Genomic DNA, 15329 nt, shown 5'->3' on the forward strand with positions numbered 1-15329 from the left:
TGCGACCGGCTTCGGTCCTTGCACAGCTTCGTCAGCGGTTGGCTCTCGCTGCGTTTTCAATTGCTCACCGGCTGCAAGCCACATGCCGCCGCAACGATCAGTCTTCAGGCCGTCGATCCGCTGAATGATCCTGGTACTGCTCGGACTTGACCCGATTGCCGTCGAGCCCACGCTCCTTGCTGTGCTGCTTCTTGTCTCTGTTGGACAGAACAGCGTTCTCTCCGATCTTGTCCTTGGGAAGATCGGTCATTGCGCCAGCGCCAGCGCCTTTGCCATGACTGCCGCGACCGACGTGCTTCTTGCTGCCGGACGCCATCTTATCCTCCTTCATACTGTCGAATAGCGGCTTTTCCTGTTCGGCATCCGAACCAGCGTTGGGCCACAATGTTCCGCTGGAAATCGTAAGCAGGAAGGCATCGCCGTCCCAGTGCCGGAACGGCTTTTCGCCGTCGACGAGGATTTGCATGCCATTTGCATTGGCGAAGTTATGAACGTCGGCGCGATCCAGCGCCGGCGATCCGCGATATGAATAATTCAAAAGCACGGCCATGCCCGGCCTCTTCAGCACGCGCCCGATTTCCACGAAATGCCGTTCGGCGAGGCCGGCCAGCACCAAATAGGGAAAGCTGTCGACGGCCAGCACGCGGTCGAAGCTCGCATTGCCGAAATCGGCAAGATCGAAACCTTGGGTAGGGCGAAATTCCACATTGCCGAGCCCGGCGCATCGCCGGCGAGCGATCGAGATCATCGCCGCGGATATGTCGATGCCGACGATCCGGTGCGATAGAGCGGAGAGCGCCTGTTCGAAGCGACCGATACCACAGCCAATATCCAGGATGTCGTTATTTGCGCCGCTAAAACCTCGCCTCTCCAGCCATGCAACGATCTCAGCCGTAGCGGCCGAGAGCTTTTCCTCGTTGCCCAGCGACGACAGCTGGACGCTCGCCGCCGGGGAGATCGCCGCCGCCGCGTCAAACCCGGCTGCCAGCCGCTTGACGACCGCATCGCCGGTCTCTCCCTCACCGCGTTCGTGCCGAACGGCAGCACCCGTTTTGCGCAGCGTGGCGAAGATCTCGGGCCTGCGCTGAAGCAGGTCGGCAATCCGCTGTAGTTTTGCCGTCTTTCGCGGTTCGGCCGAGTGCATGTCTTGCGCAATCTTCGCCAGTTCTGCGGCTTCGATTCCTGTCTCGAAACGGAGAGCCAGCCTGGCGATGACGGCTTCGACGCCGGCACCATCTGCCATGCATTCCTCCAGCACCCGCCTTGCTGATGTCGACCACCGAGATCCCGGTTGGGTCGCGCTCATCGCCCTTTGCTCCGCGTCCAGATCTTGCGCATCGTCCACCGGTCGACGGCGCCCCAGCTGTATTTGTAGGCCTCTTGTCCGCGCAGAAAATCGAACTCTTCCGCGCCTTCGCAGATCGCCTGCCTTATCGCCTGGCCGATGAGCAGCGCGCCGGGACTTTCCTCCGCATAGGCCGGATCGAAGCCACCGAGGTAAGCGTAAGCGCGGCCGCGATGATGGAACCCGTAATAAGCGCCCACGACCGCATCGCCGATCATGATCAGCCAGCATCGGGCAAGCGCTTGGGCGGCCATTTCCGGCAGCGCCTGACGGTGGAATTCTTCCACGCGGGTATCGCACAGGACGCCGTCGCCGTTTCCGGCCCAGCGCGCGCGGTGGAGGCGGATCAAATGATCGAGGAATGTCTGCGGATCGGACAAAACGGGTTCGATGGCGACCCGGCCACGTCTCGAAGCGGCTCTATGGGCGCGGCGCAATTGGCGCCGTCGCCGCGCCGGAACACAGCTTAGAAGCGTCTCATCGCCCGTGAGGGAAAGCACCGGGCAAGCAGCGTGGCCGACAGCCTGGCACGTTTCGAGCGCGGCATGCCTGATGGCGAGGCCGGCACCGCCGGCCGGCAGATCCGGCAAGATCCACTGTGACCAGCCGATGGAAAGAACCGAGCCGGCGATGACGGCGCCGACCGGTTCGGCGATCTCGGGAAGACAAAGAACGTCCAGATAGTCGCTCAACGAAATCCCGAGCGGAAGCAACCGCGCGCCGGCTTCCTGGCATTCCAGATAGAGTGGCGCCAGGCCGACCAGATCGTCGCCTCGCCAGACGGCGACCGTCGCAAGGTCGCCGGGAGCGAATGTCCGCCACCACGGCACCAGCCATGCGGGAGACTGGAACGGCGTCGCCGAGGGACTGCGCGACCAGAGTTCCCACCAGTGTGGCCCGAGGGCTTCGAGGCCCGCCGCATCGTCGATGATCTCGCTGCGGAGCATGTCCCGCTCACTTCGCCGCCGCGAGCTGTCCGCTGTCTGTGCCGAGCCGTGCCAGCGCCCGATAGGCGTCCATGTAGGAGGAGACCATGCGGTCGAGTGAAAAGCGGCGCCGCGCCTCGGCCCGGCAGGTCTCAGGGTCCAGGCCGGGTGCGGCAACGATGGCTTCCGCCATTTCGTCGACATCTCTGACGAGATACCCCGTCTTGCCATGCTCGACCACATCCGGCAGTGCGCCATTCGGGAAGGCCACCACGGGGGTGCCGCAGGCGAGTGCCTCCATGGCGACGAGAGAACTGGTTTCCGCGGCAAGGCTCGGGACGACCAGGCAGCGGGCTGTGTTGAGCAGGCGCCGCTTGGCGACAAAGCCGAGCGGACCGAGGAAGCGGCGCCGACTGTCCAGCCGCGGCTCGACCTCGTCGCGAAAATACGCTGTGTGGGTTTCGTAGGGATAGACTTTGCCGCCGATGACCAGCGGTACGTTGGCCTTCTTGGCTGCGTCAAGCGCCAGATGAATGCCCTTTTCCGGGCAGATTCGGCTGAGCACGAGCGCAAACTCACGCTTGACCTGTGGCTCGCTCAGCGCGTCGATGTCCACTCCGTTGGGGATCGGCCCGATCAGCCTGGCGCCCGGTGGCGCGGTTCGTTGCTGAGCCGCCGATACCGCATGCAGCCACAGATCCTCTCGCGCCGGACTGAGAGCATCGGCCGGATACCAGTCGAGCGGCAGGTGCAAGGTCACCAATGTCGGCCCATCGCCCGGCAGATAGGCATCGAAATCGATGCCATGCAAATGAACCGCGTCGATTGGCCAGCGTGCGCGTGCGGTAGCTATTGCTGCGCGATGAGCACGCTGGGCCCGGCGCTTCGCCGCTTCATCGAGCACGCCCGGTTCGGCCGGCGTCTCGATGAGGACACCCGCAGCGCGCGAGCCCTGGCAGCCGATCACGATCGAACGGTGTCCGGCCTGTACGAGCGCCTGATCGAGCATCGACAGCACCTGCTCGGCGCCGCCGACCGCATCCGGCCCGACCGGGGCGAGGGGATAGGCGACGTTGAGGACGGTGAGCGTCATGGCTGGCGAGCCGAAGCTCCTCACGCTGCGGAGGCGCGCTGCCTGCCGGCGGAAGGGGCAGCGATGCTGCCGGCATAGCGGCGCGTCATTGCCGCGCAGAATTCGGCGAATTCCGCCGGCACCAGCGGCGGGCTGGCGTGGTGCGGCATCATTCCGCGGTGTTCCGGCGTGAAGCAGAAGGTGACCGTCACGTCGAAGTCGGCCAACGCCTCCATTTGCCGGTCGAACCAGTCAAGTGCGTTCGGCCTGAAACTGTCGGCCCAGGAAAGCCCGGTGCGCAGATTGGTGACGCCGAGCCGTTTCATCCAGGCGACGGCGTCATCCAGCCGGTGATCTTCGAAATGGAACCACTGCACCAGTCCCATTGCCGGCGCGTGGTGCAGGAATTCCTCGAGCGCGGGCTTTGGCGTGCCGTCCTGGCGCAGCAGGCCCATGTAGAAATGGCGGTAGTAGGAAGAGCCTTCCGCCTCGCGATGGCGCGTCGTCGCTTCCCATTCGCGCGGCAGGTCGTAGAGGCTATACCATTGGATGCGCGGTGCGTTGCCGATCAGCAGTTCCGCTGTCCGGCGCAGGCCCCAGGCCTGTACCTCCTCGGCACCGAAGGTCGACACGCCGACCTCGCTGACCCATACCGGAAGATCGGTGACAGCCGAAATTTCGCCAATCTTCTGCGGCCATTCGTGGATCTGCCAGAGGTTCCAGTCGAGCGGAAAGCCGTGCACGGCGACCGCGTCGACATGATCGAGCACGCCGAATTCCTGCATCCGTGTTATGAAGGCGGCGTCGATCGGCGAGATGCCGCCAAGGACCTTGGTCAAGGCCGGATTCTCCGACGCTATCGCGTCGGCGGCCAGGATTGCCATGTTGGCGAAGCGGCTCCAGTCGGGATCGAGCTCTGGATCCCAGTGGGATTTGTTGTTTGGCTCGTTCCAGATCATCGCGGCTTCAATCATTTATCTGTCCTTTCGACGGGTAGATGGCGCCGCCGCCGGCCGGTACGTCGGCGGTGCGGCAGAAATAGACCTCCTGCTCGGGTTGCAGCACGATCTCGAAGCCGGCGCTGCGCAGCATGGCTTCGGTGCAGGCGCGATTGGGAATCCACCAGTTGGTCGGGTCGTCGGCATAACGATGCTCGATGAAATGCAGCTTTGGGAACTCCGGCCGGTCGAACAGGTCGTGCGTCCAGAAATGATAATTCTGCTCGAGTGCCGGCACGTCGGTGCTGCCGCGCTGCATCGACTGGAAAATCATCAGGTCGTCGGCAACGTGCTCCCGGATCAGATCGAGAGCGAGCAAGGGATGGCGCAAATGGTAGAGCACTCCCATGAACAGCACGATGTCGAACCGCTCACGCAGCGCGCCAACGTCGTAGACCGAGAGCTGCTGGAATTCGATGTCGCAGTCCGCAACCTCAGCGGCAAAGCGCGCCTGCGCAAGGTATGCCTCGTCGAAGTCGATGCCGAGCACGCGACCGGCGCCGCGGCGTTTCATCTCGATAGAGTAGAAACCTGCATTGCAGCCTATGTCGAGCACCGCCTTGCCGGAAAGATCGGCGGGAATGGCGTCGGCGAATTTGCGCCATTTGATCAGCGGGTAATTGCCGAGGAAATGATCGGGAGCCGTTTCCACGCCGGCCAGCTCCATATTGTGGAACCATGGGCCGAGCGCATCGATGCGGCGGCGGATTTCGGCATCGGAATGCAGCATGGCTAGCCTCCTTCGCCTGCGAGGATAGGGACGTGCTGGTGGCCGGGCAGCGTCATGGCGGCTTGGTCGTCCTTGGTACCGGCGGCGCTTTCGAGCAGCCGAAGTGCCGTACGATAGCCGTTGAACGTACCGACGTCGACATAGGCGGTGCCAGCCTTGATGCCATGCGCTTCACCCCCGGCGGCCAGATAGGCATTGACCAGCGTGCCGATATATTCGTCGCACCGGTCCCGCTCCCGCCACAGCGCGGCAAGCCGGTGAAGGGTGTGGCCGGGCATCTTAAACGCACCCCAGATCCAGTTCGACGCGGCATTCTGCTGCTTGACCTGGATTTGCTTCACCCGGTCGTCCTGGTCGACAACGACGGCATCGAAGAATTCCGGCTGGTCCACCGGAAACAGCAGGAAGGACAGGCCGTCGTCCGGGAGAGCCAGGAAGCCGTCTTCGGGAAACCAGATTGTATCGGGAAGCCCGACCAGAACGGTCTCGTCGGCTCCGACGAGCGGTGCGGCGCGGAAGATGGCGTCGCAAAGGCCGACTGGAGAGGGCTGCACCACGAACAGCGCCGCCGCATCGGCATAGCCGGCAGAATAATATTCGAGGATATCCGACTTACCCGAACCGATGACAAAGCAGATCTTGTCGGCCCCCGCGCGCACCATGCGGCGCACCAGGTATTCGCTCACCGCGCAAGGCCGCTCGGTGTTGCCGTCGATGCGGCTGCCGACCGGCAGCAGTTCCTTCGAAAAGCCGAGCGGCTGGATGCGGCTTCCCCGCCCGGCGGCGGGCACAATGCCCAACATCAAACTGCCTCCTTCAACGGCTCGCCACGCGTGGAGCCGTGCAGTGCATCGGACAGGATGCGGTCGAATTCCTTCGCCCGCCGCGCCGAGGTGTGTTCGTCCAGCACCCGCTCGCGCGCCCGGCGGCGGATCGCGTCAAGCTCGGCGTCGGGCAGGTCGAGCGCGGCGACCACGTCGTCGGTGCTGTTGGCCACGACGATCTCTTCGCCGGGCCGGAAGAAGGCCTCCAGTCCCGGCCACGTGTCGCTCACCATCGCAGCACCGCACGCGGCGGCTTCGAATAGCCGGCCGGAAGGACACCAGCCCCTTTCGGCCATCGCCTCGCGGGTCACGTTCAGGGTCAGCCGTGATGATGAAAAGAAGGCGGGGTGTTCGGCGGGCGGCAGGTGACGGACGAAGAAAATATTGTCGCTCCACGGGAATTCTTGCGGATATTGTGCGCCGCCAATGATGAAACGGCGATCCGGCAGGCGCGCAGCCGGACTGACCAGCAGCCTTTCGACCCCGGTCTGGCGGTCTGCCGCATACGTCCCGAGATAGGAAAGGTCGCCGGCAAACTCCGGCTTGGGCGGGGCCGGCCGGTGTCGCTCTGGATCGACATGGCCGTAGAGTGGCATGACGCGGCGCGCGCCCAGCATCGTCTTCAGCGCATCGATCGCGGTTCCTCCCGTGTAGCTCAGCACGAGGTCGAAATCCCGAAGCCCTTCCGGCCCGAAATAGGCCGGAGGCTCACCTTGTTCGATTCGCGCCAGCGTCACCGGCGTGTCTAGGTCATAGAAGACCTTCAGCCCGCGACAGGCCTGGTGGGCAAAGCGCGACGCGCTCACCGCATCGGGGCAATAGGAGGTGACGATGACGACATCGGCCTCATTCACCGCCTGCTCGGCAGCGCTCTGGATGTCCTGCCAGTCCGGATAAAGGACAATGCTGCCGCCATCCAGCTGGTCGAGGTCGCGCGTCCCGGCATAATAGGGAGTGTTGCGTTCGAAGAAGGTGATGGACCAGCCCAGCCCGGCCATCGCCCGGATCAATCCGCGCCACAGCGTGGCGTGCCCGTTGCCCCACGACGATGTCACGGTAAGACCGAAAATGACCATGCGCATCCGGCAATTCCTCGTCAGGCAGCTTCGTTGAGTCTGATCAGCTTCGACCCCCAGTCTCCCCAAACAACCGTGGTGATCGACGCTGGGTCGATATCGAAACGAAAGCAGTTCCCCAGCGACAGGCCGAGCACTTTGCACACGGCGGCCTTGATGACGTCGGCATGGCTGACCAGTGCAACGCACTGGTTCTGGTATGTTCCGCGGACCTGCTCGATCAGCGAGACGACGCGTTGCTGCACGTCCAGCATGGTCTCGCCGCTCGGTGTTCTCGCCTGCTGGCGCTGGTCGTTCCACACCCGCCAGTCGGCATCCTGGTTCAGTTCTTCGAAGGTCTTTCCCGACCAGGTGCCGAAGTCGATCTCATCGAGTTCCTCGCGGATCACGATTTCACCGGCATTGCAGGCGAGTGCAATCGGATTGGCCGTCTCCTGCGTGCGTTCGCGCGGGCTACAAAAGATTGCCGCTATCGCCTCGCGTGCCATACGGTCAGCCAGATGCGAGGCCTGTGCCCTGCCGGCTTCGCCGAGGCAAACGCCCGCCATCCGTCCGGCAAGATAACAGCCGACATTGTCATGCGCGGCGTGGCGGACCAGAAAGAACGTCGTCATCATTCCGCGGCATCGAGCATCGGCTCGTCCTTACCGGCGATGAAAGAGAGCGTGCGCTGGCGGGCTTCCGCGTCGGTGAACTGCTCGGGCGGCGATTTCATGAAATAGCTGCAGGGACCGGTCAGCGCGCCTGCGATGCCGCGGTCGAGCGCCAGCTTGGCGCAACGCACCGCATCGATCACGACCCCGGCCGAGTTGGGCGAATCCCACACTTCCAGCTTGAGCTCGGCATTCAGCGGCACACCGCCGAAGGTCGTGCCTTCGACCCGGATATAGGCCCACTTGCGGTCGGTCAGCCACGGCACGTGGTCGCTCGGCCCGACGTGAATGTTGCCGGGCTCCAAGGGAACATCGATCTGGCTGGTGACGGATTGCGTCTTTGAGATCTTCTTCGATTCCAGCCGCTCGCGCTCCAGCATGTTGAGGAAATCGGTGTTGCCGCCGAAATTGAGCTGGTAGGTGCGATCGATACGCACGCCGCGCTCACGAAACAGGTTGGCAAGCAGACGATGTACGATCGTCGCACCGACCTGGCTCTTGATGTCGTCGCCGATCAGCGGCAGGCCGTGTTGCTCGAAGCGGCGGCGCCACTCCGGCCGCGAGGCGATGAAGACTGGTATGCAGTTGACGAAGGCGCAGCCCGCATCGAGCGCGCACTCGGCATAAAAGCGCGTTGCCTCCTCCGAGCCGACTGGCAGATAGGACACCAGGATTTCGGCGCCGCTGTCGGCGAGGATCTTGCCGACATTGGCGACCGGCTCGTCGGCCTCCTCGATCTCGTCGCGCAGATATTTGCCGATGCCGTCCAGCGTCGGTCCGCGTTCGACGCGAGCGCCGGTAGGCGCCACATTGGCAAAGCGGAAAGTATTGTTCGGCGCGCTGTAGATCGCGTCTGCCACATCGCGTCCGACCTTGCCCTTGGCGACGTCGAATGCGCAGACCACTTCAATGTCCTTGACATGGTAGCCGCCAAGATCGGCGTGCATCAGCCCGGGTATGGGCTCATTGCTCCTTGCGTCGCGGTAATAGGTGATGCCCTGAACAAGGGAGGAAGCGCAGTTGCCGACGCCGACTATACCGATTCGAACTTTCTTCGATCCCACGAAACCGCTGCCTATGCTGTTGAAGGTAAGTTCTTCGTGCCAAACCGCCTTCCTCCCGGATTGTTCCTTGCCGGCTGCAAAAATCGTGCAACCGATAGTGGATCAAAGTAGCGCCCGCCGAGTTGTGCAGCGAAGGGTGAGGCCAACCGGGACGGGACAATGATCGTCTATGGCGACCACAAGCGAATGCAGAGCGCGCAACATGTTCGCGGCTCAGCGTGCAAAGCGGCCGAGCACATTGCCGACATGCCAAGTGGGATCGAACGCCACGCAGCCTTGGTCGGCCTGTTCATCACGGCCTCGGAACTGGTCCAGGGTCTTGCCGATGCTGAATTCGAGGCCAACGGCACGGACAGGAATTCCCGATACCGGATCGCGGGCGCAAATCTCCTGGTCGGCTTGGCCCGGCACGTGGGTAGATCGTGGGACGCCGGATTCACGATCGATGGCCCAGTCGATGCTGACGTGCCGCGAATGTTGGCCGAACTCGAATGCGATGGCGAAATCCTCACCGGCACGGCTGAGGGATATGCTCACTATGCGCTCTATCCGGAAAGCTATTTCGTCGCCGCGCGGCATTCCGGTCTCGATGCGAACACATGCGTAATCGGCATCCGCAGCATCGGCCTGGGGCTTGCAGCGATGGTGGCTGCAGCCATCGGCACGCCAGCACCCGTCAGCGTCCGTCCGACCGGCCACCCGTTTCGCAGGCGGCTTGCCGCCGATCCGGAGCTGATCGGTGGCTGGATGACGAAGCCATCGGCCCGCTTTGCCATCGTCGACGAAGGCCCGGGCCTGTCCGGCAGTTCGTTCCACGCCGTCGTCGCATGGCTGCAGGGGCTAGGCATCGGGGCCGGGCGCATCCATCTGTTCCCCAGCCATTCGGGTGGCGCGGGTCCCGAGGCTTCGGCGGACAGTCGTGAGGCATGGATGCACTGCAAGAAACATACCGCCAACTTTGAACGCACTTTCCCAGCTGGATCCGCTGTCCCGACGCTGCGGGACTGGGTAGCCCTGACGATCGGCAGCACAGCGGTCAGCCTGACCGAAATATCCGGCGGAGAGTGGCGTCGCTTTCGAGACAGGACGGAGGACCATTGGCCACCCGTTCACCGCGGCTTCGAGCGGCGAAAGTTCCTCGCTTCTGCAGGCCGGGAAAAATGGTCGGTCAAGTTCGTTGGCCTGGGCGAAATCGGAATGCACAAGGCCGAGACCGCCAGGAGGCTGCACGATGCAGGCTTTGGCCCGGAAGTCGCCGGGCTGTGCCATGGCTTTCTCGTCGAACGCTGGATCGACGGTACAACGCTGGACCGGGCAAGGCTTTCGAAAGAAAAAGTGGTCGCACATCTCGCGCGCTATCTAGCCTGGCGCGCAGCCAATCTGCCCGCCTCTGAGCCGGGCGCCTCGCTGGAGGCGCTTGCCGACATGGCGGTGCGGAATACAAGTGAGGCGCTGGGCGAAAGCCGCGCGGCGGAGCTGCAGAACTGGTTTTCGACACAGGCTCCACCCAAGAATATGCAGCGGGTCGAGATCGACGGGCGGCTTCATCGGTGGGAGTTCATCCTTTCGCGAGGCGGAACGCTGATCAAGACGGACGCCCTCGACCATTGCCGGTCGCACGATCTGGTCGGCTGTCAGGACATCGCCTGGGACATTGCCGGCGCCCGCGTCGAATACAGCCTCTCCGACGCGGCGACTGCGGCGCTTTGCAAGGCTGTGGAAGCGAGAGCCTCCCGTCCCGTCGATGCCAATCTGGCCCACTACTACGAGCCCTGCTATCTCGCCTTCCAGCTTGGCTTGTGGAGCATGGCTTTACGATCTGGCGATGATCGGGAACAGATCCGGCTGGCGGCCGCGGCAAGACGTTATACGGCGATGTTGCTTCGGTTCCTGGATACCCAAGGGCACCTGCGGCCCTTCGAGCAGGATCAGTCCAGCCGGCGAAGCATATCCGCTTCCTTTTCGAGGATGGCGGCTACCTCTTCCCGCTGAAGATGCGTCAGCATCAGGCTCACGCAACATTCCAGATAGGTGATGGAGGCGCGCCGCAGGAAGGCAGCCGTCTCTCTTGCGGCCATTTGCTCGATGTCTTTGGCGGATCGCTTCGGATGCACAAATCGTCTCCGTGCCGGTACCCTGGCCGAACCGGAAGCTGGACGGATTGTTCCCGCGACGAGAAAAAGTGACCGACGATCGGCGCGAAACGACCGTGATCTCCGAGGGGAACGTGGCAAATACTGCCGTCAGGCCGGCAGATTTTGCAGCCGGCCTGATGCAGAATGCACGCTGGTGGCAATTCGCCGTGTTCTGTCGACCGTCTGCGTCGTCTCAAGCTCGGTAAAATAGCTGACTGTATGCATCAAACCTTGCCTGAGCGGCACTTTTGGCGACCAGCCGAGAAGCTTCTTTGCACGGGAAATGTCGGGTTGCCGACGACGAGGATCGTCTTGCGGCAGCGGCAGGAATTTCAAGGCCGATCCGGTTCTGGTCATGCGCCTCACCAGGCCCGCCAATTGCAGGATGGTGAACTCCCCCGGATTGCCCAGATTGACGGGCTGGCGCGGGCTGGGATTGACCTCCATCAACCGGATCAAGCCGTCGACCAGATCGGAAACGTAGCAGAACGACCTGGTCTGCAGCCCGTCGCCGAATATCGTCAGCGGCCGTCTCTCGAGTGCCTGCACGATCAAATTGGAAACAATCCGTCCGTCCGCAGGGTCCATCCTGGGACCATAGGTGTTGAAGATGCGCGCGACACGGATATCGGCTTTTCCCATTCTCAAATAATCGAAGCACAATGTTTCGGCGGTGCGCTTGCCTTCGTCATAGCAGGCGCGGGGGCCGATGCAGTTCACGTGGCCGACATAGTCCTCCTTTTGCGGATGCTGTTCTGGATCGCCATACACTTCGCTGGTGGACGCCTGCAGGAAACGGGCGCCGTTGCGGGCGGCGAGCTCCAGCAGATTGAGCGTCCCGATGACGCAAGTCCGCGTCGTGTGGACCGGGTCGGCCTGATAGCGTGGTGGCGAGGCCGCGCACGCCATGTTGAAAATGCGGTCCACAGGTTCGCCAAGCTCCAAGGGCCGGCAAATGTCTTGCTTGATCAGCCGAAAATCCGGACGATCGGCGATCGATGCAATGTTCTCCATGCGGCCGGTAAGGAAATTGTCGACGCAGATCACGCGCCAGCCGGCCTGGAGCAATGTCTCGCAAAGATGCGAACCGAGGAAGCCTGCGCCGCCGGCGACAAGCACGGTCCTGGTCCGTTCCGCCTTCCTTGATAGCTGCATCTCTATTTTCTCCCGTCTGCGGGTCATGCTGCACTCTCGACATCCAGATCGAGAGCAGAACGTGGCGATTTGGCCCGCGCCAGCAGCGAAACGAATTCGCGGGCTCTCGCGGTGCTTGTGTGGGCTGCCAGGACGAGCGCGCGCGCGTGCCTGGCCATGGCAAGCCGGGCACCGTCGGATTCCCCAGACAGGATGCCGATCACGTCCTCGGTCCTGCGCGCCGTGTGGATTGTCCGCTCCGGAAACAGGCTGTCCAATCCGGTCCAGCAGTCGCTGATGATCGCGGTGCCGCAGGCGGCTGCCTCGAAGAGGCGCACGCTGGGCGACCATCCGGCCGCGATCATGGAACTGCGCGTGACGTTCAACGTGTAGCGTTGGCGGCTATAGAAGACTGCGTGATCTGCCGGTGGCAGGTGTTCGATGCGATCGACATTGTCCGGCCAGGCAATTTCGCGCGGATATTGCGAGCCGGCCACGACGAAGCGGCGCTCCGGCATGCGACGCGCCGGTTCGAACAGCAGCGCCTCCAGCGTCGCCTGGCGGTCGGGGCTGTAGGTGCCGAGATAGCCGAGATCCCAGCGGATTGGATCACCGGTTCCGTGATGCCGTTCCGGGTCGACGGAACAGTAGAGCGGCTCGGCCCGCCTCGCGCCGAATTCCGCCGTCAGACGGGCAAGCGTCGGTCCGCCGGTGAACGAGAAATAGACGTCGAAATACGGGACCTGCCGCCTGGCAATGTACTCGCAATCATCGGTTGAAAGTTTCGCCAGCGTAACCGGCGTGTCGATATCATAGAAGCAGAACTGACCCGTGCACAGGGACGCCACGATGTCGATGATTTCAGGGCCTTCCGGAACGAAGGAGCCGACGACCACGATATCGGCCTCGCGCAGGCAGCGCGCAAAATTGCGGCGAAGATCATCGGTCGTTTCATAGTAGCGCAAGGCGCAGAAATCGGGATCGCGCAGATCCCGGTGACTTGCGTACCACGGCACGTCGCGTTCGAGAAAGGTGACGCGGTGGCCGAGCTCGTGGAGACCTCTAAGCAGCCCCCGAAAAGTCGTGGCGTGGCCGTTTCCCCACGATGAGGAGAGCGACAGGCCAAGAAAGACGATGTCGAGTGGCTTCGTCATTCGGCGGCCTCCACGGTCGGGCGCTCGAAATGGCGCCTGAAAATGGCATCGGCCAAAACGGCCCGTGTCGTATAGGTATGTTCGCCAAGCACCCGCCGAAGCGCAGATGCCCCGATCGCCTTGGCTCGTTCGGCGGTAAGGCTTTGCATCATCTCGGCGACATCCCTGCCGTCGCGCGCGACCAGGATTTCCTCGCCAGGTTTCAGGAACAGGTCCACACCGAGCCAGGCGTCGGTGATGAGGCATGCGCCGGCGCCCGCGGCCTCGAAAACCCGCGTCGCAGGCGAAAAACCGTTGGCCGCCATGCTGTCGCGGCTGATGTTCAGCACCGCCTTGGCCGTGACGTTCAGTGCATTGTGGTCACGCGTGCCGACATGGCCGAGCCATCGGACATTGGCGGGCATCTGCTTGTCGCCCCAGCCCGATCCGCCGAGCAGGAAGCGCTGATCGGCCAGGCGGCTGGCCGGGTCGAGGAAGAAGGCCTCGACGCGCGCCTCGCGGTCCGGCAGCCGGTTACCGAGAAAGGCGAGATCGCAGGCAAAGCGCATATCCTTGCCGACAGGATGATGCGTTTCCGGATCGAGCGCATTGTAGATCGGCACACATTCGGCGGCCCCCATGGCCCGATAGGCCCAGACCACGGGATCGCCGCCGCCATAGGTCAGCACCAGGTCGATTTCCTGCAGCGCGCGATGCAGCGTGTGGTCGGGCTCGTCGCGTAACTGGCCAAGTGTCGCCGGCGCATCGACATCCCAGAACACGGTCAGCGCATCGGCACGGGCGTGATCGAGCACCGCCCGCAGCAGCGCGTCGTCGGCGAAACCGACGCCACTCGCCTTGACGACGATGTCCGCGTCGGCCGCCCGCGCCGCCACCTGCATGAGCGCATTCGGGGTGGCCTCGTAGACGACGACGGCACACCAGTCCGGCGCCTCGATGTCGCGGTTCTTCTGGCGATCGTAGACGTCCGGCTCATAGAAGATGATGTCGTAGCCGAGCCTGGCCAGAGCCTTGAGCAGTCCGCGGTAATAAGTCGCCGCGCCATTCCAATAGGACGACAGCAGGCTCGACCCGTAAAATGCGATCTTCATTCGGCGGCCTCCTTTGCAAGGATCGTATCGGCGGCTTGGCGGTGCCCGCATTCGGCGAGCACGCCGAACAATTCATCCGCCCGATGCCGGCACGTGTGCCGTGAGCGAATAGTCTCGAGGCCCGATGTCGCCAGAGAAGCGGCGAGATCCGCGTCACGCAGCACGGCGCGAAGATGATGCCGCATCTCGAAGCCGGTGTTTGCAAACAGGAAATCGGTGCCCGGCCTGAACAGACGTTCGACATCGGACCACGGCGCCGAAACGAGTGGGATGCCGCAGGCGAGCGCCTCGAACATGCGGATGGTCGGGATGCCGGGCAGGCTTTCGCGATATGGACGCCGCGGGATGTGAACCGTGATGCGGTTCGCCGCGAATGCCTTCGGCACGTCGGCATTGGCGATCCAGCCTTCGTAGCGCAGGCCGGCGGTGGCGAGGTCGGCGAGCGCCTCGCGTGGATAGCGGACGCCGTGGACAGTGCCGCTCAGGCCAAGTTCATGCACCGGGTCGACCAGGAACTCCCTGATTTCGGTGCTGCGCTCGTCGTCGCCCCAATTGCCGATCCAGATCAGGTCGGCGCTACGCTCGATTTCAGGATGCGGCTGGAACAGGTGGTCATCGGCTGCCTCGTGCCAGGTGAAGACCCGCTTGCCCCATCCGGCGCGAAGATAGCTTTCCCGCAGCGCTTCGCCGAAGGCGAGCACGCCATCGTAATGTTCAAGCTGCAAGGCGGAAATCGCTTGCGTGGCCGAGATGGCGCGATGGTGCGTGTCGTGAAACAGCAGCGTGAAACGGCCGCCAATTGCTTTCGCCCTGCCCAGCCGCGCGACAAGGTCCGGCGCGGTCCACTCGTGCACGATCACCACATCGGCATCGGAGATCCAGGCTTCGTGGTCGAAGGCGGCGTCATAGGTGACCGTCATCAACTCCGGAAAATCTTTCCGGAATCGCTCGATCGCGAAGGACCCTTTCTCGGCCAGCAGGTTCGACCGGCTCCAGCCGTCGGCGGGCTCCAGCGCAATCACCTGGTGCCCACGCGCGACCAGCTCGCGCATGATGCCGCGCAGGAAATGTGCGTTGCCGTGGTTCCAGTCGGAAACGATCGAATGGGTGTAGAATAAAAACCGCAT

At 63.3% G+C, this 15329-nt stretch carries 14 protein-coding genes and 1 pseudogene; 1 reads left to right on the forward strand and 14 read right to left on the reverse strand.

The window, feature by feature from the left end; genetic code table 11:
* Positions 1–97: 97 nt before the first annotated feature.
* The 10 genes and pseudogenes from NKI01_RS13485 to NKI01_RS13530 form a co-directional block, all read right to left on the reverse strand.
* The gene (locus tag NKI01_RS13485) at positions 98–316 is read right to left on the reverse strand and encodes a hypothetical protein (protein ID WP_352963615.1); all 219 of its coding nucleotides are present in this window, start codon (positions 314–316) and stop codon (positions 98–100) included.
* 222 nt (positions 317–538) lie between these two features.
* A pseudogene (locus tag NKI01_RS13490) lies at positions 539–1306 on the reverse strand (class I SAM-dependent methyltransferase); the annotation flags it as partial.
* The gene (locus tag NKI01_RS13495; RefSeq protein WP_352963460.1) at positions 1303–2292 is read right to left on the reverse strand and encodes a GNAT family N-acetyltransferase; all 990 of its coding nucleotides are present in this window, start codon (positions 2290–2292) and stop codon (positions 1303–1305) included. The pseudogene NKI01_RS13490 and the gene NKI01_RS13495, both read right to left, overlap by 4 nt.
* Positions 2293–2299: 7 nt before the next feature.
* Positions 2300–3364: a glycosyltransferase gene (locus NKI01_RS13500; protein WP_352493909.1), complete on the reverse strand. Its 1065-nt coding sequence runs from the start codon at positions 3362–3364 to the stop codon at positions 2300–2302.
* Positions 3365–3384: 20 nt separating this feature from the next.
* Positions 3385–4317, reverse strand: coding sequence for a glycoside hydrolase 5 family protein (locus NKI01_RS13505; RefSeq protein WP_023716616.1), 933 nt, complete (start codon positions 4315–4317; stop codon positions 3385–3387).
* A complete protein-coding gene (locus tag NKI01_RS13510) occupies positions 4310–5071 on the reverse strand; it encodes a TIGR04290 family methyltransferase (RefSeq protein ID WP_023716617.1) in 762 nt (253 codons plus the stop codon). The genes NKI01_RS13505 and NKI01_RS13510 overlap by 8 nt, the downstream gene beginning before the upstream one ends.
* A gap of 2 nt (positions 5072–5073) precedes the next feature.
* Positions 5074–5874, reverse strand: coding sequence for a nucleotidyltransferase family protein (locus tag NKI01_RS13515; protein WP_352590375.1), 801 nt, complete (start codon positions 5872–5874; stop codon positions 5074–5076).
* Entirely contained in the window at positions 5874–6977 is a 1104-nt protein-coding gene (locus NKI01_RS13520) for a CgeB family protein (protein WP_352963464.1), read from the reverse strand. The genes NKI01_RS13515 and NKI01_RS13520 overlap by 1 nt, the downstream gene beginning before the upstream one ends.
* Before the next feature lie 14 nt (positions 6978–6991).
* Positions 6992–7588 (reverse strand): histidine phosphatase family protein, encoded by a 597-nt coding sequence (locus NKI01_RS13525; protein WP_352963466.1) that lies wholly within the window; start codon positions 7586–7588, stop codon positions 6992–6994.
* Entirely contained in the window at positions 7585–8688 is a 1104-nt protein-coding gene (locus NKI01_RS13530) for an inositol-3-phosphate synthase (RefSeq protein ID WP_352850525.1), read from the reverse strand. Before NKI01_RS13530 ends, NKI01_RS13525 begins: the two co-directional genes overlap by 4 nt.
* A 159-nt stretch (positions 8689–8847) precedes the next feature.
* On the opposite strand from NKI01_RS13530, the gene NKI01_RS13535 reads away from it, so the two are divergent.
* On the forward strand, positions 8848–10680 hold the full coding sequence (locus NKI01_RS13535) for a hypothetical protein (RefSeq protein ID WP_352493911.1): 1833 nt from the start codon (positions 8848–8850) through the stop codon (positions 10678–10680).
* A gap of 251 nt (positions 10681–10931) precedes the next feature.
* Here the strand turns inward: NKI01_RS13535 and NKI01_RS13540 are convergent, their stop codons facing one another.
* The 4 genes from NKI01_RS13540 to NKI01_RS13555 are packed head-to-tail and all read right to left on the reverse strand — an operon-like array spanning position 10932 to position 15329.
* Positions 10932–11978, reverse strand: a complete 1047-nt coding sequence (locus NKI01_RS13540; RefSeq protein ID WP_352493912.1) for a UDP-glucuronic acid decarboxylase family protein — start codon at positions 11976–11978, stop codon at positions 10932–10934.
* A gap of 23 nt (positions 11979–12001) precedes the next feature.
* Entirely contained in the window at positions 12002–13111 is a 1110-nt protein-coding gene (locus tag NKI01_RS13545) for a CgeB family protein (RefSeq protein ID WP_352482807.1), read from the reverse strand.
* On the reverse strand, positions 13108–14202 hold the full coding sequence (locus tag NKI01_RS13550) for a CgeB family protein (protein WP_352963469.1): 1095 nt from the start codon (positions 14200–14202) through the stop codon (positions 13108–13110). The genes NKI01_RS13545 and NKI01_RS13550 overlap by 4 nt, the downstream gene beginning before the upstream one ends.
* Positions 14199–15329 carry a CgeB family protein gene (locus NKI01_RS13555; RefSeq protein ID WP_352590366.1) on the reverse strand — a complete coding sequence of 377 codons (1131 nt, stop codon included), beginning with the start codon at positions 15327–15329 and terminating at the stop codon, positions 14199–14201. The genes NKI01_RS13550 and NKI01_RS13555 overlap by 4 nt, the downstream gene beginning before the upstream one ends.

It is taken from the genome of Mesorhizobium sp. M0815, from assembly GCF_040319995.1.
In the GTDB taxonomy this organism is placed as follows: Bacteria; Pseudomonadota; Alphaproteobacteria; order Rhizobiales; family Rhizobiaceae; genus Mesorhizobium.

What these genes read in the sequence shown, in the direction of transcription:
- NKI01_RS13535 (WP_352493911.1), top strand. Translation starts at nt 8,848, where the DNA reads ATGATCGTCTATGGCGACCACAAGCGAATGCAGAGCGCGCAACATGTT.
- NKI01_RS13515 (WP_352590375.1), bottom strand. Translation starts at nt 5,874, where the DNA reads ATGTTGGGCATTGTGCCCGCCGCCGGGCGGGGAAGCCGCATCCAGCCG.
- NKI01_RS13540 (WP_352493912.1), bottom strand. Translation starts at nt 11,978, where the DNA reads ATGCAGCTATCAAGGAAGGCGGAACGGACCAGGACCGTGCTTGTCGCC.
- NKI01_RS13555 (WP_352590366.1), bottom strand. Translation starts at nt 15,329, where the DNA reads ATGCGGTTTTTATTCTACACCCATTCGATCGTTTCCGACTGGAACCAC.
- NKI01_RS13520 (WP_352963464.1), bottom strand. Translation starts at nt 6,977, where the DNA reads ATGCGCATGGTCATTTTCGGTCTTACCGTGACATCGTCGTGGGGCAAC.
- NKI01_RS13525 (WP_352963466.1), bottom strand. Translation starts at nt 7,588, where the DNA reads ATGATGACGACGTTCTTTCTGGTCCGCCACGCCGCGCATGACAATGTC.
- NKI01_RS13505 (WP_023716616.1), bottom strand. Translation starts at nt 4,317, where the DNA reads ATGATTGAAGCCGCGATGATCTGGAACGAGCCAAACAACAAATCCCAC.
- NKI01_RS13545 (WP_352482807.1), bottom strand. Translation starts at nt 13,111, where the DNA reads ATGACGAAGCCACTCGACATCGTCTTTCTTGGCCTGTCGCTCTCCTCA.
- NKI01_RS13550 (WP_352963469.1), bottom strand. Translation starts at nt 14,202, where the DNA reads ATGAAGATCGCATTTTACGGGTCGAGCCTGCTGTCGTCCTATTGGAAT.
- NKI01_RS13500 (WP_352493909.1), bottom strand. Translation starts at nt 3,364, where the DNA reads ATGACGCTCACCGTCCTCAACGTCGCCTATCCCCTCGCCCCGGTCGGG.
- NKI01_RS13485 (WP_352963615.1), bottom strand. Translation starts at nt 316, where the DNA reads ATGGCGTCCGGCAGCAAGAAGCACGTCGGTCGCGGCAGTCATGGCAAA.
- NKI01_RS13510 (WP_023716617.1), bottom strand. Translation starts at nt 5,071, where the DNA reads ATGCTGCATTCCGATGCCGAAATCCGCCGCCGCATCGATGCGCTCGGC.
- NKI01_RS13495 (WP_352963460.1), bottom strand. Translation starts at nt 2,292, where the DNA reads ATGCTCCGCAGCGAGATCATCGACGATGCGGCGGGCCTCGAAGCCCTC.